Raw genomic sequence first — 19,979 nt, 5'->3', positions numbered from 1 at the left:
GTGACCACCAACTCTGACCCGATCAGGTGGGGAATTCTCGGCACCGGCCGGATCGCCCACTCCCTCGCCACCGACCTGATGCTCGTCCCCGACGGCCAACTCGTGGCCGTGGGCTCGCGGAGCAAGGAGTCCGCGGAGGAGTTCGCGAAGGCGTACGAGGCCAAGGGGCCGGTCCGCGCGCACGGCTCCTATGAGGAGCTGGCCGCCGACGAGGACGTCGACGTCGTCTACATCGCCTCCCCCCACTCCCACCACCTCGAGCACGCCACCCTCGTGCTCAACGCCGGCAAGCACGTGCTGTGCGAGAAGGCGCTGACGCTCAACGCCGCCGACTCGCAGACGATGGTCGACCTGGCCACCTCCAAGAAGCTGTTCCTCATGGAGGCCATGTGGATGGCGACCAACCCGGTCATCCGGCGCCTCGTCACCGACGTGAAGTCGGGCCGCTTCGGGGTCCCCCGGCACGTACACGCCGAGCTCGGCTTCGTCGCCGACCCCGAGCAGAACCAGCGCCTCCTCGACCCCGCGCTCGGCGCCAGCGCGCTGCTCGACATGGGCATCTACCCGCTCACCTTCGCCCACCTGCTCTTCGGCGAGGCCCGCGCGCTGACCGCTCAGGCCAACCTGGGCGAGGGTGCCGACGGCGCCACCTTCGACCTCGACCTGGTGATGACCGGGAAGTACGCCGGCAACGAGCTCTCCACCATGGTCTCCTCGGTCACCTCCTACTCGTCCCGTGCGGCCTCGATCGCCACCGACCAGGGCCGCATCGAGCTGACCGACTTCCACCACCCGTCCTCGGCGGTCTTCAAGCCCGCCAACGGCGACGAGCCCGTCGAGATCGTCGGTGACGAGCCCGTCATCGGCGCTGCGTACGGCAACGAGATCGTCGAGGTGCAGCGCTGCCTGCGCGAGGGCCTCCTGGAGTCCCCGCTGGTGCCCCACAGCCAGACGCTCAGCCTGATGCGCCAGATGGACATGATCCGCGAGTCCATCGGCGCCCGCTACGCCACCGAGGCCTGACGAGAAGTCACCCCCGCCGGCCGAGGCGTCAACGGCGTCGGTCGAGTTGGCACCGGGTGCCGTCTCGACCGACGCGAGTGACGTCTCGGCCGACGTACCTGACGTCTCGACCCTCAGGCGGTGGTCGGCTTCTCGTTGAACGTACGGTGCGGTTGCACGACGGCGAGGAGCTCGCGGGCCACCTCGGGGCCGAGGGCGCCCCAGTGGTCCTTGTAGCCGTAGACACCGGCGAGAGTGCGTGACTCGTAGTCGCCGTTCATGACCTCGATGTCATGCGGCGTGATCAGGCCGGGGTGGGCGACACCCACCGCGGCGGAGACCTTCGTCAGCTCCCTGCGCAGGGTCCTGAGATAGCTGGCACAGCGATCGCCCTTGTCCATCGGGTCGAGGCCGCCGGAGAGCCACTTGCTCTGCGTCGCGACGCCGGTCGGACAGGTGTCGTCGTGGCACTTCTGAGCCTGGATGCAGCCGATCGACATCATCGCCTCGCGGCCGACGTTGATCATGTCGGCGCCGAGCGCGAAAGCGACGGCGGCGTTCTCCGGAAGGCCCAGCTTCGCCGACCCGATGAAGGTGATCGAGTCGGTCAGACCGACCTCGGCGAACGTCCCGTAGACCCGCGAGAAGCCGATCCGGTACGGCATCGCGACCGCGTCGGAGAAGATCAGCGGCGCGGCACCGGTGCCGCCCTCGCTGCCGTCGACGGTGATGAAGTCGACGCCCCGCTCCCCCGACCGCATCTTGCCGGCGAGCTCCTGCCAGAACTCCATCTCACCGACCGCCGACTTGATGCCGACCGGCACCCCGGTCTCGGCGGCGATCATCTCGACGAAGTCGAGCATCGAGTCGACGTCGTGGAAGGCGGAGTGCCGAGACGGCGAGGCACAGTCCTTGCCGAGCTCGATGCCGCGGATCTCGGCGATCTCCGGGGTCACCTTGGCCGCCGGCAGCAGTCCACCGAGGCCGGGCTTGGCGCCTTGCGAGAGCTTGATCTCGATCGCCTTGACCGGCGCGCTGGCGACCCGCTCCTTGAGCCGATCGATCGAGAAGGTGCCGTCGGCATTCCGGCACCCGAAGTAGGCGGTGCCGATCTGCATCACCAGATCGGCGCCGCCTTCCAGGTGGTAGGGCGAGATGCCGCCCTCGCCGGTGTTGTGCATCGCCCCGGCCTTGAGTGCACCCCGATTGAGCGCCGTGATCGCCGGCCCGGACAGCGACCCGAACGACATCGCCGAGATGTTGACGATCGACTCCGGCCGGAACGCCTTCGCGCGCCCGCGCGGCGCTCCGAGCACCTTCGCCGACGGGAGCTTGGCGGCCGGGTCGTGGTCGTCTGGCAGCGAGTCGGCGAACGTACGGTGCTTGATGTGGATGTGGCCCTGGGTGTGCTCGATGTCGTTGTCGGTGCCGAAGCCGAAGTAGTTGTTCTGCTCCTTGGCAGAGGCGTAGACCCAACGCCGCTGGTCGCGGCTGAAGGGCCGCTCCTCGTCGTTGTCGGCGACGATGTACTGCCGCAGCTCCGGCCCGATCTTCTCCATCAGGTACCGCGCGTGCCCGATCACCGGGAAGTTCCGCAGGATCGCGTGCTTGCGCTGGGACAGGTCGCGCACCGCGACCACGCCGGCGGCGAGCGCCGCTCCCCCGAGGAGGGTCGTCATCTTCATGTACGTCTTCCTACCGGGCGCCCACCTGGATGTAAACGTCCGCGACGGTGTCGCAGGGCGTCGCTCAGGCGAACTCGGGGATGACCTTCGACTCGAAGAGCTCGAGGGAGGAGCGGTCGTAGGCGGCGTCCGGGAAGTAGCCGATGGCGTACGTCATCCCGAGCCCCTCCATGGTCTTGAGCCGCTCCACGACCTGCTCGGGGGTGCCGGCGAGCGCGCTCGGGCCACTGCCGTTCGCGACGATCTCGGCGGCCTTGTCCTCACCGAGGTGAGGCACCAGACGTGCCTTCCAGGCGGCGAGCTTGTCGGCGACCTCGGCCTCGGTCTCGCCCAGCACCACGTTGTAGTTGGAGGAGCGGGTGATCTCGGAGAAGTCGCGCCCGAGGGTCTCGCAGTGCGCCGCGAGGATGTCCGACTTGGCCTTGAACGCCTCCGGGTCGCCGAAGAAGTTGGTGTAGTCGGCGTACTGCGCGGCGATCTTCAGGGTCACCTTCTCGCCACCGCCGGCGATCCACAGCGGGATGCCGGAGCGCCCCTTCTGGATCGGCAGCGGCTGACAGATGGCGCCGTCGACCTGGTAGTACTTCCCGTCCAGCGACGAGACGCCCTTCGTCCACGCCTGCTGGAAGATCTGGACGCCCTCACGGAGCATGCCGAGCCGGTCGCGGGCCTCGGGGAAGCCGTAGCCGTAGGCCCGCCACTCGTGCTCGTACCAGCCGGCGCCGATGCCCATCTCGATCCGGCCGCCGCTGATGTGGTCGGCGGTCGCGGCGACCTTCGCCAGGTAGGCCGGGTTGCGGTAGGACATGCACGAGCACATCTGCCCGAGGCGGACCCGCGACGTCACCGCACCCAGACCCGCCATCAGCGACCAGGCCTCGTGGGTCGCCTGGTCGGAGGGCTCCGGGGTGGTGTGGAAGTGGTCGTAGACCCAGATGCTCTCCCAGGGGCCGGAGTCGGCGTGGATCGCCAGGTCCTTCATCGTCGTCCACTGGTCCGCCGGGTCGATCCCGACGAGGTCGAAGCGCCATCCCTGCGGGACGAAGAAACCGAACTTCATGTCTACTCCTTGGTGAGTCCAACCTGAGTGCCACGGACAACTTATCCGTCGGTCCCAGCCGATACCCTCATCATTTATGAGCGCACTCGCCGGACTCGTGGACAAGGGCCTGATGGCTGCCGACTGGGCCGAGGCGCTGGCGCCGGCCGAGCCGCAGATCGAGCAGATGGGCCGCTTCCTGCGCGATGAGCTGGCGGCCAGGCGTCCCTATCTTCCCGACGGCGACCGCATCTTCAACGCCTTCCGGCGACCGCTCCGGGACGTACGCGTCCTGATCGTCGGCCAGGACCCCTACCCGACCATCGGCCACCCGATCGGGCTCAGCTTCGCGGTCGAGAAGGACGTACGTCCCCTGCCTGCGTCGCTGAAGAACATCTACGCCGAGCTGACCACCGACCTCGACCTGAAGACGCCCGAGCACGGCGACCTGTCGACCTGGGCCGACCGCGGGGTGATGCTGCTCAACACCTCGCTGACGGTGCGCCCCGGGGCTCCCGCGTCACACTCGAAGAAGGGCTGGGAAGACGTCACCGGTCGGGCGATCGACGTTCTCGGCCGTCGCGGCGGACCGCTGGTGGCGATCCTGTGGGGCAGGCACGCGCAGAATCTCGAGCCGCGGCTCAACGGGGTGCCCGCGATCAAGTCCGTCCACCCGTCGCCACTCTCCGCACGCCGGGGGTTCTTCGGGTCCCGGCCGTTCTCCCGCGCCAACGCCCTCCTGGTCGAGCAGGGCGGTTCCCCGATCGACTGGTCCCTGCCTGACTGAGCTCACTCCGATTAGGATCGGGCCCATCGGCCCATCGGCGCGGTGAACGGGGGTCACGTGGGCGAGAACACGACCGGACCGACGCTGTCGGTGTCACGGCGACTCAAGATCGGCGGGACCATCGTCGTCGTCCTGATCGCAGCCTGGGCCGCCGTGCTCGGCGGACGGATCCTCCTGGAACGGGCCGGGCCTCCGGAGTTCCCCGCGACCGACGTACGCGACTGGGCGACCTTCGCCGACCACCTCGTCCTGGGCACCGCCGGCCCTGACGACACGGACCGGCTCGAGGTCACGACCGTCCTGTGGAGCCGTCAGGGAGCCCACCAGATCGGCCGCGGGATCACCCTCGACGCCGATCTGACCGAGGGCGAGGCGTACGCCGTGCCGGTGGCCTGGCTCGAGGGCGGCGGCGGACGCTGGGTTGCGCTGGCGGCCGAGGCGGTGCTTCCCCTCGACGGCGGGCGGATCACCGGGGGTGGCGGGACCTGGGCGGCCGACCATGCCGGGGAGTCTCCCCGGGGGCTCGCCACCGAGCTCTATGAGACCGGGCCGCACCCGGCCGCCGTCCCCTACCTCTATGAGAGCCTCGAGCAACGGCTCGCCGCTGTGGAGCGGTAGGTAAGATTTCTGGCGTGAGCCAGGACTCCCCCACGCGCCCCCAGCGCGCCGACTGGATTCGGGCCGGCATGTGGTCGCTCGGCTTCGTCGCCCTGCTGTGGGTGCTCGAGGCCACCGACTACATCAGCGGGCACCAGCTCGACTCGCTCGGCATCCAGCCGCGCACCGACGCCGGCCTGCTCGGCATCGTGTTCGCCCCGGTGCTCCACTTCGGCTGGGCCCACCTCTACGGCAACACCCTGTTCGCGCTCGTCCTCAGCTTCCTGGTGCTCGCCTCGGGCGTCGGCCGCGGGATCGTGGCGACCCTCATCATCTGGGTGGTCGGAGGAGTCGGCGTCTGGCTGATGTCGCCCCCGGGCAGCATCACCGCCGGCACCTCCATGCTGATCTTCGGCTGGCTCGTCTACCTGATCCTGCGCGGCCTGTTCAGCCACCGCGTAGGCCAGATCGTCATCGGCGTGCTCATCTTCCTGGCCTGGGGCAGCCTGCTCCTCGGCGTACTCCCCGGGCAGACCGGTGTCTCCTGGCAGGGCCACCTCTTCGGCGCGATCGGCGGCGCGCTGGCGGCCTGGCTGCTCAACGACCCGCCCCAGAAGCAAGCCCAGAAGAAGGCTGCCTGAACCAGTTGTTGGAGACTGGCTGCATGCAGATCCTCTCCATCCAGTCGCACGTGGCCTTCGGCTACGTCGGCAACTCGGCGGCAGTCTTCCCGATCCAGCGCCTCGGTCACGAGGTCTGGCCCGTGCTCACGGTCAACTTCTCCAACCACACCGGCTACGGCGCGTGGCGTGGACCGGTCGTGGCCGCCGACCAGGTCGCGGAGGTCATCGAGGGGATCTCCGAGCGCGACGGCCTCTCCACCGTCTCCGCGGTCCTGTCCGGCTACCAGGGCGACCCCGCCGTGGGCGCGATCGTCCTGGATTCCGTACGGCGCGTGAAGGCGCTCAACCCGCCAGCCCTCTACTGCTGCGACCCGGTGATGGGAGACGTCGGCCGCGGCATGTTCGTCCGTGAGGGCATCCCGGAGTTCATGCGCGACGAGGTCGTCCCGGCCGCCGACGTGATCACTCCCAACCACTTCGAGCTCAACTTCCTGGCCGGCGTCGAGTCGACCGACACGCTCCAGGAGGTGCTCGCCGCCGTCGACATCGTCCGTGAGTCCGGCCCGTCGAACGTGCTCGTGACCTCGGTGATCACCAAGGACCCGACCCATCTGGACCTGGTCGCCGTCTCCGACGAGGGCGCCTGGTCGGTCACCACTCCCTTGCTCCCGATCTCGCCCAACGGTGGCGGTGACGTCACCGCGGCGGTCTACCTCTCCCACCTGCTCTCGACCGGCTCCACCCCCGCCGCCCTCGGCCGCACCGCGAACACGCTCTTCGCCATCCTCGACCGCACCCTGAAGTCCGGCCGCCGCGAGCTCGAGCTCATCGCCTCCCAGGACGACATCGCCAACCCGCCGACGACGTACGAGGTCACTCAGCTCCGCTGAGACCTGCATCGGAGCCGGTGACAGGAGTCGAACCCGCGACATTTCGCTTACAAGGCGAACGCTCTACCAACTGAGCTACACCGGCATGCCGTACGCCTCCGCGACGGCGAGACAATCGTAGCCAGTCACCGCCGTTTGTGCGCATCCGACGCCCCTACCCCGGCGCACGGAGGTGGGCGAAGTTGGTGGTGCGGCGGAGGGTGAAGCCGAGGGCCTGGTAGAGCCGGATGGCGTTCTCGTTGGTGCCGCTGGCGTGCAGGAGGGCGCGCTCGCCGCGCTGATTGATGCCGTACGTCACCGCCCGCACGAGCCTCCCGGCGAGCCCCTGCCCGCGGAAGTCGGCGTCGGTGCAGACCGCACTGACCTCGGTCCAGCCGCGGGGGTGGTTGCGCTCGCCGGCCATCGCGACGAGGCGACCGCCGGCGCGGATGCCGAGATAGGTGCCCATCTCGATGGTGCGCGGCTCGAACGGACCGGGCTTGGTGCGCTCGATCAGGTCGAGGATCTCCGGGACGTCGGCCGGCCCCAGCACGACGACGTCGGCGTCGGGCACCGCGACCACCCCGTCGTCGATCATCTGCACGCCCTCGCCACCGCCGAGGACCTCCCACCCGACAGGCGGGCGAACCGGACGTGGCGAGGTGAAGAAGCAGGTCCCGGCCGGCCCGAGCAGCGCGGCGAGATCAGCCCAGGCGCGGGGCGAGTCCTCGGCGATCCCGGCGAAGGCGGCGACCTGCGGGTCGTAGCGCGCGGCCAACCCGGAGATCTCGCCCAGATGCCGGTTCGGTCCGACGAGGGACTCCCAGACGATGTTGTCCAGGACGGAGCTCGTCTCAGCAATCGGTCGCGCATCAGTGGTCACGCGCGGCATCCTATTCTCTAGCAATTCGCTAGACATTATGTGTTTTGCCTAGCGGTCCCCCAGACCCGAGGAAGCCATGACCACCACCGCCACCCCGGCCGCCGCCGAGGCCGACCCACCAGCACCTCCGGAGGACCCCCTCGCCACCAGGAGGGTCGCGCCCCGCCGTCACTACGGCCGCTGGGTCGTCACTGCGGTCGTCCTCGCCCTCACCGTCGAGGCGGTCCGCGCGCTCGCGGCCAACCCGGCCTACCAGTGGGACCGGATCTCCTACTACTTCACCCTCGACGTCGTGCTCGACGCGTTGCTGGTGACGCTCGAGGTGACCGCGGTCAGCGCGGTCGTGGGCTTCGTCGGCGGCGTCGTCCTGGCCCTGGGTCGGATGTCGGGCAACCCGCTGGTCAACGCCCTGAGCTGGTTCTACATCTGGTTCTTCCGCTCGCTGCCCCTGGTCGTTCTCCTCATCATCATCTTCAACGCCTCCCTCTTCTTCCCTCAGATCGGGATCAACATCCCGTTCGGCCCGAGCCTGGTCTCCTACGACGTCGACGGGCTGCTGGTGCCGTTCGTGGCCGCGGTCGTCGGGCTCAGCCTCAACGAGGCCGCCTTCGCCGCCGAGATCATCCGCGGCGGGCTGCTCTCGGTCGACCACGGCCAGATAGAGGCCGCCAACGCGCTCGGCCTCTCGCCCTGGCGCCGCCTGCGCCAGGTCGTCCTGCCCCAGGCGCTGCGCAGCATCGTCCCCGGCTACGTCAACCAGCTGATCGGCCTGGTCAAGGCGTCCTCGCTGGTCTACTACGTCTCCCTGGTCGACCTCTTCGGCATCGTCTACCAGCTCGAGAGCACCCACGTCAGCGACAAGGTGGCCATCCTCCTGGTCGGCACCGCCTGGTATCTCGTCATCGCCGCGGTCCTCTCCGTCCTCCAGCACTACGTCGAGCGCCACTACTCCCGCGGCTGGGAGGTCCGCCCATGACCATCACCGAGAAGACCACCGACGGCGTACGCGTCCGCAACGCGCACAAGGCCTTCGGCCCCCACCCGGTCCTGAAGGGGATCGACCTCGACCTGCCCCCGGGGACGGTGACGGTCGTCATCGGACCGTCCGGGTCGGGCAAGTCCACCCTGCTGCGTACGCTCAACCACCTCGAGACGCTGGACCTCGGCTATGTCTCGGTGGCCGGTGAGCTGATCGGCGTACGCGAGCACAACGGCCGCCTGCACGAGCTCAGCCCGCGCGCGGTGCGCAGGCAGCGCAGCCGGATCGGGTTCGTCGCGCAGAGCTTCAACCTCTTCCCCCACCTCACCGTCGCCGCCAACGTCGCCGAACCGCTGCTCGCCCACAAGGTCGCCGGCTGGGATGCGGCCTACACCAAGGCGTACGAGCTGCTGGGTCGGGTCGGCCTGAAGGACCGCTGCACCGACTACCCCCGCCAGCTCTCCGGCGGCCAGCAGCAGCGGGTGGCGATCGCCCGCGCGCTGGCGCTCGAGCCCGAGCTGCTGCTCTTCGACGAGCCCACCTCCGCCCTCGATCCCGAGCTGGTCGGCGAGGTGCTCGCGGTCATCAAGGAGCTGGCGCAGAGCGGGAAGACGCTGGTCATCGTCTCCCACGAGATCGGCTTCGCCCGTGACGTCGCCGACCACGTCGTCTTCATCGACGGCGGCGTCGTGGTCGAGCAGGGGCCTCCGGCCCAGGTGCTCGACCACCCTCAGCACGCTCGCACCCGCGAGTTTCTCGGCAAGGTCCGCTAACCCCCACCCCCTAAGGAGACAACCATGTCCGACGACACCACCACCGAGCCCACCGACGCAGAGACCACCGACAAGCCAGACCCCAAGCCCGACAGCCCCTCCCCCGAGATCCCCCCACGCCGGCGGACCCCGTTGATCGTCGCCGCCGTCGCGGTGGTCGCCGTGATCGCGATCGTCGCCGCCTTCCTCCTCGGCCGAGGCTCGGACGAGGAGACCGCGACCGAGACCGACGGCGAGGTGACCAGCGTGAAGATCGGCGAGGTCGCCGGGGTGGCCGCGAAGCCGACCAGCATCGAGGTACCGGTGGTCGAGGAGATCCGCGCGAAGGTGCCGGCCGAGATCCTGGAGCGCGGGACCCTGAAGATCGGCCAGGGAGCCCTGCCCGCCGGCTTCCCGCCGCTGGCGTTCGTCGGCACCGACAACACCACCCTGACCGGCTCCGAGCCCGACTTCGGCCGGCTCATCGCGGCCGTGCTCGGGCTGAAGCCGGAGCTGGCCAACGCCACTTGGCAGAACCTCTTCGTCGGCCTCGACGCCGGCACCAGCGACGTCGCGATCTCCAACGTGACCGACACCGAGGAGCGCAAGCAGAAGTACGACTTCGCCTCCTACCGCCAGGACAACCTCGGCTTCGCCACGGCGGGCACCTCGACCTGGAAGTTCGACGGCGACTACCGCGCGCTCGACGGCCTGAAGGTCGCGGTCGGTTCGGGCACCAACCAGGAGAAGATCCTGCTGGAGTGGCAGGCGAAGCTGAAGGCCGAGGGCAAGAAGCTGGACGTCAAGTACTTCCCGGACAACCCCGCGACCTGGACCGCCCTGGAGTCGGGTCAGATCGACGCGTTCTTCGGCCCCAACCCGGGCATCGCCTACCAGATCGCTGGGACCGACGACACGTTCCGCAACGCGGGCACGTTCTCCGGCGCGGGCGAGTCGCTGCAGGGTCTGATCGCCGCGACCACCAAGAAGGACAGCGGACTGGTCGAGGCGCTGGCCGACGCGATCAACTACCTGATCGAGAACGGTCAGTACGCCACCTGGCTGAAGACCTACGGCCTCTCGAACGAGGCCGTGGAGAAGTCCGAGATCAACCCGCCGGGCCTGCCGTTGGAGAACCAGTGACCCGCTGAGTGACCCTCACCGGCTCACTGGCCGGCACCCTCCAACGGGACGTACTCGTGGGCGGTGAGGGCCCCGTTGGTCTCCAGCTCGACGGACTGGACACCGACGGGGAGCCCGTCGGCGTAGGTGATCAGCGTGACCTCGGCGGTGCGGCGGATCTTGCCCATCGCGAAGGCGTACGCGGCGCCGCCGGTGGTGCCGTTGGTGTAGGTCCACCCCACGTCGCCGTTCTCGCCGGTCACCTCGCTCGGCCCCTGGTGGACGTGGCGGTGGCCGCCGACGACGAGGGTCGCGCAGCCCCGGCGCAGGGTCTCGCGGCCCAGCGACGGGTCGTGGACGAGGAGGGTCGCGACGGGCTCACCCTCCTCCTTCGAGGCACAGGCGATGTCGGCCAGCTTCTCGCCGGCCTCCTCGAGGGTGACGCCCTTCTCATCGATCCAGTTGCCGAGGCCGCTGGTGCGCGGATCGGGGACACCCAGGAGCGTCGAACCACCGGGGCCGTCGACGACCTCGCCGTCGAGCATGGTCCAGCCGCTGTCTGCCAGGTAGGAGCCGACCGTCGGGCCGTGGTCGTGGTTGCCGGTGACCGCCCACTTGTCCAGGCCGTCGCTGGCGTCGGTGAGCGAGTCGAGGGAGAAGGTCTCCCAGTCGGACCCGGTCGAGGTGTCGTCGCCGGCGTCGAGGATGCCGGTCGCGCCGCCCTCGTCGGCGATCGCGCGCACCACGGAGTCCATGCCGACGTTGTCGTGGCGATCGGAGACGAGTACCGACACGGTCTCGTCCTCGCCCGGCTCGCGCAGCGCCAGATCCGGCACCTTCGCGACCACCTTCTCGTAGAAGATCCGGCTGGAGTTGTAGGTGTCGACGGCGCTGGCCACGAGCCGGCGGGTCTGGTTGGCATAGGCGTCGCCGCGGACCTCCACGTCGGCCAGCTCCTCGGGCACGGGGATGTCCGCGCCGAGGAAGTCGGCCAGCGGGGTCCAGTCGCCGGCGACCGGTCCGGCCTCCTTGTCGGCGGCAGGCGCTCCGGGCTCGCCCCAGGGCTGCCAGACCGCGACCGCGAGCACCGCCACCGTGACCACGCCGATGCCCGCGGTGGTGAGGCCGTGCCGGGTGCGGGCCGATTCCTTGACACGTCTGCGCAGGTCAGCGCGGCGTTGGGAGCCGGGCAACCACCACAGCAGAACTCCTCCGGCGACGATCGCCAACGAGACGGCGGCGCCGCGGAGCACGGCCGCGACGAGCATCGACTCGACCTGGTCCACCACGACCGCGCGCTGGCCGTCGGGGGCCGAGCCGAGCACCGCGTAGCGCTCGAAGAGCTCATCCATCGACCGCAGCTCGGTCTTGCCGAGGGCGACGTCGACACCGATCGGGCCACCGATGTCCAGACGTACGTCTGGCAGCACCGGTCCGGTGTGGATGATCGCCTTCCCCGACAGCGTCGGGCGCAGGACCGAGTCGTGGCCGGCCAGGACCACCTGGCGTTCGCTGGACAGGAAGAGCCACGCGCTCAGCGCCACGGCCAGCACGAGCCACAGCACTCCGAGCCCCGCCCAGAAGGCGAGGCCCCGAAACAGAGTGCGGCGAGAAGTCAGCGACGCGCCTCCGCGACCGCGTAGAGCACGACCGACGCGGCGACGCCGGCATTGAGGGACTCTACGGAGTTGACCATCGGGATCGACACTATCTGGTCGCAGGTCTCCTGGACCAGGCGGGAGAGCCCACCACCCTCGGCACCGACGACGATCACCAGCGGACCGTCGGCGAGGCCGTCGGGGGCACCCAGCTCGGGCAGCGTGATGTCACCCTCCATGTCGAGCCCGACGACCATGCAGCCGGCCTCCTGGTAGGCCTTCAGCTGCCGGGTCAGGTTGACCGTCTGCGCGACCGGGATCCGCGACGCGGCACCGGCGCTCGTCTTCCAGGCGGCGGCGGTCATGCCCGCGGCACGCCGCTCGGGGATGACCACGCCGTGAGCGCCGAAGGCGGCCGCGGAGCGGACGATCGCACCGAGGTTGCGCGGGTCGGTGACCTGGTCCAGCGCCACGATCAGCGCCTTCTCCCCGGTCTCAGTCGCCCGGTCGATCAGGTCGTCGGCGTGGGCGTACTCATAGGCCGGGATCCGCGCGGCCAGACCCTGGTGGCCGTTGAAGCCGGTCAGCCGGTCGAGCTCGACCTTGGTCACCTCGAGCAGCGAGATGCCCTTCTCGGAGGCGAGCATGAACGCCTCGCGGAGCCGCCCGTCGCGCTCGGCACCCTCGGCGACGTAGAGCCCGTTGACCGGTACGTCCTCGCGCAGCGCCTCGACCACGGAGTTGCGTCCGATGATCCACTCGGCGTCGCCGGCGGCCCGCTTGCGCGGCCCCTTGCCGGCTCGCTTCTCGGCGGCCTGGGCCGCCTTGTGCGCCTTGTGGTACGGCCGGTCGACCGCCCTCGGCGTCGGGCCCTTGCCCTCGAGGCCCTTGCGCCGGTTGCCGCCGGTGCCCACCTGGGCACCCTTCTTGCGTCCCTTCGCGATCGCTCCGCGACGCTGGGAGTTGCCTGCCATCAGTTAACGCTCCATTTCGGACCTTCAGGGGTGTCCTCGATCTCGATCCCGGCGTCCTTGAGCCGGTCTCGCATGGCATCTGCGCGGGCCCAGTCCTTGGCGGCGCGCGCCTCGGCACGCTCGTCCAGGACCCCGCGAACTAGTACGTCGAGCGCGCCGGTGAGCTTCTCGTCGTCCCCGCTCGTCGGACCCCACGCCGGGTCGGCGGGGTCCAGACCGAGCACGTCCAGCATCGCTCGGACGCTCGCGGCGACCCCGCGAAGCGCCGGGCTGTCGCCGTCGGAGAGCAGCTTGTTGCCCTCGCGTACGACCTCGTGCAGCGCGGCGACGGCCGCGGGAGTGCCGAGGTCGTCGTCCATCGCGTTGACGAAGTCGGCGCAGGCGACGCCGTCGGCCGGGATCTCGCCGATCACGGACGCCGCCCGCTCCAGGAAGCCTTCGATCCGCTGGAACCCGGCGGCCGCCTCTGCGAGCGCCTCGAAGGAGAACTCGACGTGGGACCGGTAGTGGGCCGCGACCAGGTAGTAGCGCAGTTCGATGCCGCGTACCTTCTTCAGGACCTCGGGGATGACCAGCGAGTTGCCCAGCGACTTCGACATCTTCTCGCCCGAGGTGGTGATCCAGGCGTTGTGGAGCCAATAGCTCGCGAAGGGGCGACCGGCAGCGCGTGACTGCGCCTGCTCGTTCTCGTGGTGCGGGAAGCGCAGATCGAGGCCACCGCCGTGGAAGTCGAAGGCGGGCCCGAGGTACTTCCCGGCCATCGCCGAGCACTCGATGTGCCAACCCGGACGGCCCAGCCCCCAGGGCGAGGGCCAGGAGGCGGTCTCCGGCTCGGAGACCTTCCGGCCCTTCCACAGCGCGAAGTCACGCGGGTCGCGCTTGCCCCGCGGGTCGGCGTCGGCCGCAGCCTCCATGTCGTCGACCTTTTGCCCCGACAGCTCGCCGTAGGAGGGCCAGGAGCGCACGTCGAAGTAGACGTCGGCCGAGCCGTCCTCGGCGGCGTAGGCGTGCCCCTTCGCGATCAGCTCCTCGATCAGCGCGATGATCTCGGGGATGTGACCGGTGGCCAGCGGCTCGTAGGTCGGGCGGGCGACGTTGAGCGAGGCGTAGGCGGCGTCGAGCTCGCGGTGCATCTCGTAGGCGAGGTTGTACCAAGGTCGGCCCTGGTCCGCGGACTTCGCCAGGATCTTGTCGTCGATATCGGTCACGTTGCGGATGAACGTGGTCTCGTAGCCCGACGCCCGCAGCCACCGCTGCAGCACGTCGAAGTTCACCCCGCTCCGCACATGCCCGACATGCGGCTCGCTCTGCACGGTCAGGCCACAGACATAGAGCGACGCCTTGCCGGGCTGCAAGGGTGTGAAGTCACGTACTTCACGGGTCGCCGAGTCGTAGAGCCGAAGTGCCATACCTCAAGTCTAGGGACGTACGCGGGTTCCCTACCTATCGTGACGCACGATGAGCGAGCGCCAGCGAGCGAGCAACGGGTATTTCATCGGGCCGCGTCGGCATCCTCGCGCTTGCGCTACCGGCGCGGCACGATGAGCGCGGTTGCTATCGCGGCTACGCCTTCGCCGCGCCCCGTGAGCCCGAGACCGTCGGAGGTCGTCGCGGTCACCGTGACCGGCGCGGCCGCCGCCGCGGAGAGCGCCTGGTTGGCCTCGTCGCGCCGCGGACCGATCTTGGGCCGGTTGCCGATCACCTGCACCGCGATGTTCCCGATCTCGAAACCGGCCTCACGGACCCGGCGCGCGGCCTCGGCGAGCAGGACGACCCCGGCCGCGCCGGCCCACTCGGGCTCGGAGGTGCCGAAGTTGGACCCCAGGTCGCCGAGTCCCGCAGCGGAGAAGAGCGCGTCACAGCAGGCGTGGGCCGCGACGTCGCCGTCGGAGTGCCCCGCCAGGCCCTGCTTCTCGTCAGGGAAGGCCAGGCCGGCCACATGCATCGGGACACCGTCGGCCAGGCTGTGTATGTCGGTCCCGATGCCGACCAGAGGAAGCTGCACGCTCCGCAGTCTCCCAGACGGCCCGTCTCAGGCGACCTTGCGGTGCCCGACGTGGATGAGCCCGTCGACGACTCGGACCTCGTAGGCGGGGATGGTCACGTGCGGGTCGTCCAGGCACTGTCCCGTACGCAGGTCGAACCCGTGCCGGTGAGCCGGCGAGGCCACGAACGGCACCCCGTCGCGCACCCCGACGATGCCCTTGGCGATCACCGACGCCTTGGCGAACGGGTCGTGGTTTCCGAGGGCGTAGACGACGTCGTCGGACATCCGGAAGATGGCGATGGCCTGCCCGTGGACCAGCGCCGTGGCGCCGCGCTTGACCTCGAGCGCGTCGACCGGGCAGACGGACTGCCAGTCTCCCTGGTCGTCTCGCTGGGCTTGCTGGCGCTCGCTCATGACGTCGCCGGCCCGAGCCGCTTCGTCGACATTCGTCGGGTCCTCCCTTCGGTGGATTTGAACGCTATGGGGCGTCGTGGTCACCTCCTGTTTCGCTTTGTTACGGGTGCGTAAACACCAGCGCCCAGCCCCTCTGCCCCCTCCTCCACCGAACGGATAGCCTCCAGGGGTGCCCGCCGCTCTCGTCCTCCTGGCCGCCGGATCCGGCACCCGCGTCGGAGCCGCCACCAACAAGGTGCTGCTCCCGCTCGACGGGTCCGATGATCCGGCCTCCTCAGCCCTCGGCCTCTCGCTCCGGACCGCGCTGGAGGTGCCTGACGTGCGCCGCCTCGTCCTGGTCGTACGCAGCGGCGACGAGGAGGCGGTCGCGGCCGTCGCGCAGCCCCTGCTCGGCGAGCGCGAGGTCGCGATGGTCGTCGGCGGCAACACCCGCCATGCCTCCGAGCAGGCCGCGCTCGCCGTGCTCCGGGCCGACATCGAGGCCGGCGAGATCGACGTGGTCGCGATCCACGACACCGCCCGGCCGCTGGCCGCACCCGAGCTCTTCCTCGCGGTCATCGCCGTCGCCGGCGAGCACGGTGGCGCCATCCCCGCCGCGCCGCTCACCCACCTCTCGACGCGCGACCTGCAGCCCGTGGCAGGTGCCCTCGTCGGCGTACAGACACCGCAGGCGTTCCGGGCCGCCGACCTGCTGGCCGCCTATGCCCAGGCCGCGGCGGACGGCTTCGACGGCACCGACACCGGCGCGACGCTGGAGCGCTACGCGTCCGGCGTACGCATCGTCGCCGTGCCCAGCTCTCCGCTGAACCTCAAGGTGACCTTCGCCGACGACCTGCAGGCGGCCGCGGCGCTGCTCAGCTGACGGCTCAGCCGCGCGAGAGCGCCTCGAGCAGGCGTACGTCATCCTCGGACGCGACCCGGCGACCGACCGGAGGCGCCTCGACCGAGACGACCGGGAACCGGCGGGCCAGCGAGCCCGTGATCTCGGCGAAGTCGCCGGCGGGCCAGTCCTCCAGCGCGGCGACGACGGCCGGGGGCAGCACGATCGGCGAGGCGACCGAGACGAGCGCTGACCGGTCGACGGTCTCGCCGAGGATCGGCGCCCCGTCCTCGTTCCCGAGCTTCTTGACCGTGTCCGTCACCGGGCGTACGCCGACCACGACCGCCTCGCGCGCGAGCGCGGTCGAGACACAGTGGGCGATGAAGGCCGGCGGGGTCATCGGGCACAGCGAGTCGTGCAGGACCACCGGCTCCTCGGCCGCGACCATCCCTTCCCACGAGGTGGTGAAGTCGACCGGGGTCACACCGGACTCCCCGAGGGACCAGGTCGCCGCGGCGACCAGCGCCTCACCGTGGATCAGCGCGAACGGCAGCGATCCACGGCCGTCCTCGGCGACGATCCCGAGAGCCGGCGGGACCTCGGCGGTCTCGTCGATCTCGTCGTAGTCGGCGTAGGCGTCCTCCATGGGAGTCACCGTATCCACATCAAAACGCGAAACAGGCCCCGGGTTTCCCCGGAGCCTGTAACGCAGACCGAAACCAGCCTCAGCTGGCCAGCACCTCGTCGAGGAGGACTTCAGCCTTGTCTTCGTTGGTGTGCTCGCACAGCGCGAGCTCCGAGACGAGGATCTGGCGTGCCTTGGCGAGCATGCGCTTCTCCCCGGCGGAGAGGCCACGGTCACGCTCACGACGCCACAGGTCACGCACGACCTCGGCGACCTTCATGACATCGCCGCTGTGCAGCTTCTCCAGGTTTGCCTTGTAACGACGCGACCAGTTGGTCGGCTCTTCGACGTGCTCCGCACGAAGCACCTCGAAGACTCGATCAAGCCCGTCCTTGTCTACGACGTCTCGAACTCCGACGAGCTCGAGGTTGTTGGCCGGAACACGCACCACGAGGTCCTGCTGAGCGATGATGCGGAGGACCAGATACTGCCGCTCCTCGCCCTTGATGGTGCGCATCTCGATGTCTTCGATGACGGCCGCGCCATGGTTCGGGTATACGACGGTCTCGCCGACGGTGAAAGTCATATTTTTAGGTACCCCTTCCTAGGTCCATAAGTCTACCACGGATCTTAGAATTCGGATTCCGTGTTTGCGCAGGTCAGGGGCTCAATCTGGGGTTGACAGAATGACGACTTGTGTGGTTCCGCGCGCGCAGGCCCGCCAGGCGTGGCAGCATGGCTGATTTCGAAACGACGCCGAAATCTCGCCGTAGCCAGCCTGTTGTCCTGCGCGGCTCGGCCGAGTGCCCGATACTGCCGCCATGGCGAATGCATCGCAGAGCGCCCCCAAGACCATCTTCACCGTGTCGTCGCACGCCCAGGATCAGGACCCGGAACAGACGCAGGCCAGCGCGTCGGCCGTTCCTGATGCCCCGGCAGGCAGAGCAAGCGTCATGGACAAGATCGGCAACTGGGCCCCGCTCCTCCTCATCCGCTCCGCCCACCCCCGGCAGGCGGTGCTGACGGCCATCGGCCTGTCGGTGGCGGCCGTCCTCGCCGGGATGACGACACGCGAGGTGACGCTGATCGCGGTGACCGTGCTCGTCGGCCAGGCCGTGCTCGGCTGGCACAACGACCTCGTCGACCAGGTCGTCGACCGTCGTCACGAGCGCGAGGGCAAGCCGATCTCGGACGGCAGGCTCGAACCGGGCGGCGTCTGGTTCGCACTGTGCTGCGGCGTACTGCTCGTCATTCCGCTCTCGGTCACCTCGGGCACCGTCGCGGGGCTGTTCTACCTCGGCTCGCTGGTGCTCGGGATGCTCGCCAACGTACTGCTGCGCAAGGGCCTCTTCTCCTGGGTCCTGTGGGCGGCTGCCTTCGCCTGCTACCCCGGATATCTCTCGTACGCCGGCTGGGCCGGTGAGTCCTCGGGCGGACCGCCCCACTGGGTGATGGTCGCGCTCGCCGCGGCGCTCGGCGTGGGTGTGCACTTCCTGACCGCGCTGTGGGGCCTGGTCGCCGACAACCAGGACAAGTGGACGTACCTGCCGCTCAGGGCGGGACTGAAGCTCGGGGCCGGCAAGCTCCTCCTCGTCACGCTGGTCTACATCGCAGCGGTGATCGGCGGGATGCTGTACGCCGCGAGCGCCGTCGGCCTACGTGCCTGACCCTTTTCCGATATCGCAGGATCGGGCGGATAGAGTGTCGCGCGTGACGACCAAGGTTATGCAGAAGCGGCTCGCAGTGACGGGCGCACTCGTGGCTCTCGCCCTCCCGGCGCTCACCGCCTGCAGCAGCTTCGACTACGCGACCGACCGGCCCAACGAGATCACCCACGGTGGCTCGACGCTCGACGGTGCCATCCGGATCAACGCCGCTCGCATCGTGACCGCGCAGGAAGGCTCCGGCGTCCTGGTCGGCACCTTCTCGCTCGACCCGGCGATCAACCCGGCGGTCACCGGCAAGGCGCTGCCGTCGGTCACCTCCATCGCCACGGGGGCCGAGGCCGAGGAGACGGTCACGCCCGAGTCGTTCACCCCGATCGAGCTGCCGAAGTCCGGCATCATCAACCTGGCCGACCCGACCGTCGGTGGCATCGCGGTCACCGGCGACTTCAAGCCGGGCGACAGCATCCCGATGACCTTCACCTTCTCCGACGGTGAGGAGCGGACCATCAACGTCCCGGTCGTCACCCAGTGTGGTCCGTACGCCGAGGTCGTCGCCGCCGTCGCCGACGAGACCACGAAGCCCGCGAAGAAGGGCAAGAACGCGGAGGACCAGGCGTCCGAGGACGCTGCCGGTGAGGAAGCCGCCGAGGGCACCGAGGAGGCGTCGACCCTGCCGGCCGACGAGTCCGCCGAGGGCGAGCACGCCACCGAGACCGAGGGTGAGGCGCACGGCGAGGCCGAGGACCCCTACTCGTGCGAGTTCCCCCCGGCCGCTCTGCCCGGTGCCGAGGAAGCTCACTGATGACCTACAAGCTCGTCCTTCTGCGTCATGGCGAGAGCGAGTGGAACGCGCTCAACCTGTCGACGGGCTGGGTCGACGTCGACCTCACCGACAAGGGCCGGGCCGAGGCCGTCAACGGCGGCAAGCTGCTGACCGATGCCGGGATCCTTCCCGACCTGGTCCACACCAGCCTGCTGCGCCGCGCGATCAACACGGCCAACATCGCCCTCGACGCCGCCGACCGCCACTGGATCCCGGTGCGCCGCGACTGGCGCCTCAACGAGCGCCACTACGGCGCGCTCCAGGGCAGGAACAAGTCCGAGACGCTGAAGAAGTTCGGCGAGGAGCAGTTCCAGCTGTGGCGTCGTTCCTATGACGTACCGCCGCCGCCGATCGAGGCCGACTCCGAGTTCTCCCAGGCCGGTGACCCGCGCTACGCCGACATCGACGTGCCCGCGACCGAGTGCCTCAAGGACGTCGTCGCCCGGATGATCCCCTACTGGGAGTCGGCGATCGTGCCCGACCTCCAGACCGGCAAGACCGTCCTCGTGACCGCCCACGGCAACAGCCTGCGTGCGCTGGTCAAGCACCTCGACAACATCTCCGACACCGAGATCGCCAAGCTCAACATCCCCACGGGCCAGCCGTTGGTCTACGAGCTCGACGAGTCGCTGAAGCCGGTCGTCGCCGGCGGCACCTACCTCGACCCCGAGGCCGCGGCGGCCGCGGCCGAGGCCGTCGCCAACCAGGGCAAGCAGTAGCAGAGACCCCGCAG

Annotated in this window: 22 protein-coding genes and 1 tRNA gene; 12 read left to right on the top strand and 11 right to left on the bottom strand. The window is 69.5% G+C overall.

All coding sequences use genetic code 11. The annotated features are described in order from the left end of the window. Complete coding sequence (locus ACFV9G_RS02725) at positions 1-1,023, top strand: Gfo/Idh/MocA family protein (RefSeq protein ID WP_378724675.1); 1,023 nt, start codon at positions 1-3, stop codon at positions 1,021-1,023. 113 nt (positions 1,024-1,136) lie between these two features. Here ACFV9G_RS02725 and ACFV9G_RS02720 read toward each other — a convergent pair whose 3' ends face one another. Together ACFV9G_RS02720 and ACFV9G_RS02715 are read right to left on the bottom strand one after the other, a co-directional pair. Continuing rightward, positions 1,137-2,687, bottom strand: a complete 1,551-nt coding sequence (locus ACFV9G_RS02720) for an FMN-binding glutamate synthase family protein (protein WP_378724673.1) — start codon at positions 2,685-2,687, stop codon at positions 1,137-1,139. Between the two features lie 64 nt (positions 2,688-2,751). Then, complete coding sequence (locus ACFV9G_RS02715) at positions 2,752-3,747, bottom strand: LLM class F420-dependent oxidoreductase (RefSeq protein ID WP_378724671.1); 996 nt, start codon at positions 3,745-3,747, stop codon at positions 2,752-2,754. Positions 3,748-3,823: 76 nt separating this feature from the next. Between ACFV9G_RS02715 and ACFV9G_RS02710 the strand changes: the two genes are divergently transcribed. The 4 genes from ACFV9G_RS02710 to pdxY are packed head-to-tail and all read left to right on the top strand — an operon-like array spanning position 3,824 to position 6,623. Beyond that, the gene (locus tag ACFV9G_RS02710) at positions 3,824-4,513 is read left to right on the top strand and encodes a uracil-DNA glycosylase (protein ID WP_378724670.1); all 690 of its coding nucleotides are present in this window, start codon (positions 3,824-3,826) and stop codon (positions 4,511-4,513) included. Positions 4,514-4,570: 57 nt separating this feature from the next. Further along, entirely contained in the window at positions 4,571-5,131 is a 561-nt protein-coding gene (locus tag ACFV9G_RS02705; protein WP_378724668.1) for a hypothetical protein, read from the top strand. A gap of 14 nt (positions 5,132-5,145) precedes the next feature. Next, positions 5,146-5,751, top strand: a complete 606-nt coding sequence (locus ACFV9G_RS02700; RefSeq protein WP_378724666.1) for a rhomboid family intramembrane serine protease — start codon at positions 5,146-5,148, stop codon at positions 5,749-5,751. Positions 5,752-5,774: 23 nt separating this feature from the next. Next, positions 5,775-6,623: a pyridoxal kinase PdxY gene (pdxY, locus tag ACFV9G_RS02695; protein WP_378724665.1), complete on the top strand. Its 849-nt coding sequence runs from the start codon at positions 5,775-5,777 to the stop codon at positions 6,621-6,623. Between the two features lie 12 nt (positions 6,624-6,635). Here the strand turns inward: pdxY and ACFV9G_RS02690 are convergent. Further along, positions 6,636-6,708 (bottom strand) — tRNA-Thr (locus tag ACFV9G_RS02690). A gap of 69 nt (positions 6,709-6,777) precedes the next feature. Beyond that, positions 6,778-7,494, bottom strand: a complete 717-nt coding sequence (locus ACFV9G_RS02685) for a GNAT family N-acetyltransferase (protein WP_378724663.1) — start codon at positions 7,492-7,494, stop codon at positions 6,778-6,780. A 67-nt stretch (positions 7,495-7,561) separates the two neighbouring features. Here ACFV9G_RS02685 and ACFV9G_RS02680 point away from each other — a divergent pair, with 67 nt between their 5' ends. Genes ACFV9G_RS02680 through ACFV9G_RS02670 form a run of 3 tightly spaced genes read left to right on the top strand, consistent with a single transcriptional unit; the run spans position 7,562 to position 10,359 of the window. Then, positions 7,562-8,461 carry an amino acid ABC transporter permease gene (locus ACFV9G_RS02680; protein ID WP_378724661.1) on the top strand — a complete coding sequence of 300 codons (900 nt, stop codon included), beginning with the start codon at positions 7,562-7,564 and terminating at the stop codon, positions 8,459-8,461. Continuing rightward, positions 8,458-9,237: an amino acid ABC transporter ATP-binding protein gene (locus ACFV9G_RS02675; protein WP_378724659.1), complete on the top strand. Its 780-nt coding sequence runs from the start codon at positions 8,458-8,460 to the stop codon at positions 9,235-9,237. The genes ACFV9G_RS02680 and ACFV9G_RS02675 overlap by 4 nt, the downstream gene beginning before the upstream one ends. A 24-nt stretch (positions 9,238-9,261) precedes the next feature. Then, on the top strand, positions 9,262-10,359 hold the full coding sequence (locus tag ACFV9G_RS02670; protein WP_378724657.1) for an ABC transporter substrate-binding protein: 1,098 nt from the start codon (positions 9,262-9,264) through the stop codon (positions 10,357-10,359). Positions 10,360-10,382: 23 nt separating this feature from the next. On the opposite strand, the gene ACFV9G_RS02665 is transcribed toward ACFV9G_RS02670, so the two are convergent. The 5 genes from ACFV9G_RS02665 to nirD form a co-directional block, all read right to left on the bottom strand. Continuing rightward, entirely contained in the window at positions 10,383-11,903 is a 1,521-nt protein-coding gene (locus ACFV9G_RS02665) for a metallophosphoesterase (RefSeq protein ID WP_378724655.1), read from the bottom strand. A 50-nt stretch (positions 11,904-11,953) separates the two neighbouring features. After that, a complete protein-coding gene (gene rlmB, locus ACFV9G_RS02660) occupies positions 11,954-12,910 on the bottom strand; it encodes a 23S rRNA (guanosine(2251)-2'-O)-methyltransferase RlmB (protein WP_378724653.1) in 957 nt (318 codons plus the stop codon). Beyond that, positions 12,910-14,319, bottom strand: coding sequence for a cysteine--tRNA ligase (gene cysS, locus ACFV9G_RS02655; protein WP_378724651.1), 1,410 nt, complete (start codon positions 14,317-14,319; stop codon positions 12,910-12,912). The genes rlmB and cysS overlap by 1 nt, the downstream gene beginning before the upstream one ends. Before the next feature lie 116 nt (positions 14,320-14,435). Then, positions 14,436-14,915 carry a 2-C-methyl-D-erythritol 2,4-cyclodiphosphate synthase gene (gene ispF, locus ACFV9G_RS02650; protein WP_378724649.1) on the bottom strand — a complete coding sequence of 160 codons (480 nt, stop codon included), beginning with the start codon at positions 14,913-14,915 and terminating at the stop codon, positions 14,436-14,438. A 27-nt stretch (positions 14,916-14,942) separates the two neighbouring features. Next, positions 14,943-15,311 (bottom strand): nitrite reductase small subunit NirD, encoded by a 369-nt coding sequence (gene nirD / locus ACFV9G_RS02645; RefSeq protein ID WP_378724647.1) that lies wholly within the window; start codon positions 15,309-15,311, stop codon positions 14,943-14,945. Between the two features lie 169 nt (positions 15,312-15,480). Here nirD and ACFV9G_RS02640 point away from each other — a divergent pair, with 169 nt between their 5' ends. Then, on the top strand, positions 15,481-16,173 hold the full coding sequence (locus ACFV9G_RS02640; protein WP_378724646.1) for a 2-C-methyl-D-erythritol 4-phosphate cytidylyltransferase: 693 nt from the start codon (positions 15,481-15,483) through the stop codon (positions 16,171-16,173). Between the two features lie 4 nt (positions 16,174-16,177). On the opposite strand, the gene ACFV9G_RS02635 is transcribed toward ACFV9G_RS02640, so the two are convergent. Together ACFV9G_RS02635 and ACFV9G_RS02630 are read right to left on the bottom strand one after the other, a co-directional pair. Continuing rightward, positions 16,178-16,777 carry a 2-C-methyl-D-erythritol 4-phosphate cytidylyltransferase gene (locus ACFV9G_RS02635; protein ID WP_378724645.1) on the bottom strand — a complete coding sequence of 200 codons (600 nt, stop codon included), beginning with the start codon at positions 16,775-16,777 and terminating at the stop codon, positions 16,178-16,180. Between the two features lie 79 nt (positions 16,778-16,856). Continuing rightward, the gene (locus tag ACFV9G_RS02630) at positions 16,857-17,342 is read right to left on the bottom strand and encodes a CarD family transcriptional regulator (RefSeq protein ID WP_008360791.1); all 486 of its coding nucleotides are present in this window, start codon (positions 17,340-17,342) and stop codon (positions 16,857-16,859) included. Positions 17,343-17,577: 235 nt separating this feature from the next. On the opposite strand from ACFV9G_RS02630, the gene ACFV9G_RS02625 reads away from it, so the two are divergent. The 3 genes from ACFV9G_RS02625 to ACFV9G_RS02615 are packed head-to-tail and all read left to right on the top strand — an operon-like array spanning position 17,578 to position 19,965. Beyond that, positions 17,578-18,423: a UbiA family prenyltransferase gene (locus ACFV9G_RS02625; protein WP_378724643.1), complete on the top strand. Its 846-nt coding sequence runs from the start codon at positions 17,578-17,580 to the stop codon at positions 18,421-18,423. A 43-nt stretch (positions 18,424-18,466) separates the two neighbouring features. Further along, the gene (locus ACFV9G_RS02620; protein WP_378724641.1) at positions 18,467-19,225 is read left to right on the top strand and encodes a hypothetical protein; all 759 of its coding nucleotides are present in this window, start codon (positions 18,467-18,469) and stop codon (positions 19,223-19,225) included. Continuing rightward, complete coding sequence (locus tag ACFV9G_RS02615; protein ID WP_378724639.1) at positions 19,225-19,965, top strand: phosphoglyceromutase; 741 nt, start codon at positions 19,225-19,227, stop codon at positions 19,963-19,965. The genes ACFV9G_RS02620 and ACFV9G_RS02615 overlap by 1 nt, the downstream gene beginning before the upstream one ends. Positions 19,966-19,979: the final 14 nt, after the last annotated feature.

This window comes from Nocardioides sp. NPDC059952, assembly GCF_042730435.1.
GTDB lineage: Bacteria > Actinomycetota > Actinomycetes > Propionibacteriales > Nocardioidaceae > Nocardioides.
This window is presented reverse-complemented; position numbering and strand designations above follow the sequence as displayed.

What these genes read in the sequence shown, in the direction of transcription:
- ACFV9G_RS02720 (WP_378724673.1), bottom strand. Translation starts at nt 2,687, where the DNA reads ATGAAGATGACGACCCTCCTCGGGGGAGCGGCGCTCGCCGCCGGCGTG.
- ACFV9G_RS02715 (WP_378724671.1), bottom strand. Translation starts at nt 3,747, where the DNA reads ATGAAGTTCGGTTTCTTCGTCCCGCAGGGATGGCGCTTCGACCTCGTC.
- ACFV9G_RS02710 (WP_378724670.1), top strand. Translation starts at nt 3,824, where the DNA reads ATGAGCGCACTCGCCGGACTCGTGGACAAGGGCCTGATGGCTGCCGAC.
- pdxY (WP_378724665.1), top strand. Translation starts at nt 5,775, where the DNA reads ATGCAGATCCTCTCCATCCAGTCGCACGTGGCCTTCGGCTACGTCGGC.
- ACFV9G_RS02685 (WP_378724663.1), bottom strand. Translation starts at nt 7,494, where the DNA reads ATGCCGCGCGTGACCACTGATGCGCGACCGATTGCTGAGACGAGCTCC.
- ACFV9G_RS02680 (WP_378724661.1), top strand. Translation starts at nt 7,562, where the DNA reads ATGACCACCACCGCCACCCCGGCCGCCGCCGAGGCCGACCCACCAGCA.
- ACFV9G_RS02675 (WP_378724659.1), top strand. Translation starts at nt 8,458, where the DNA reads ATGACCATCACCGAGAAGACCACCGACGGCGTACGCGTCCGCAACGCG.
- ACFV9G_RS02670 (WP_378724657.1), top strand. Translation starts at nt 9,262, where the DNA reads ATGTCCGACGACACCACCACCGAGCCCACCGACGCAGAGACCACCGAC.
- rlmB (WP_378724653.1), bottom strand. Translation starts at nt 12,910, where the DNA reads ATGGCAGGCAACTCCCAGCGTCGCGGAGCGATCGCGAAGGGACGCAAG.
- cysS (WP_378724651.1), bottom strand. Translation starts at nt 14,319, where the DNA reads ATGGCACTTCGGCTCTACGACTCGGCGACCCGTGAAGTACGTGACTTC.
- nirD (WP_378724647.1), bottom strand. Translation starts at nt 15,311, where the DNA reads ATGAGCGAGCGCCAGCAAGCCCAGCGAGACGACCAGGGAGACTGGCAG.
- ACFV9G_RS02635 (WP_378724645.1), bottom strand. Translation starts at nt 16,777, where the DNA reads ATGGAGGACGCCTACGCCGACTACGACGAGATCGACGAGACCGCCGAG.
- ACFV9G_RS02630 (WP_008360791.1), bottom strand. Translation starts at nt 17,342, where the DNA reads ATGACTTTCACCGTCGGCGAGACCGTCGTATACCCGAACCATGGCGCG.
- ACFV9G_RS02625 (WP_378724643.1), top strand. Translation starts at nt 17,578, where the DNA reads ATGGCGAATGCATCGCAGAGCGCCCCCAAGACCATCTTCACCGTGTCG.
- ACFV9G_RS02615 (WP_378724639.1), top strand. Translation starts at nt 19,225, where the DNA reads ATGACCTACAAGCTCGTCCTTCTGCGTCATGGCGAGAGCGAGTGGAAC.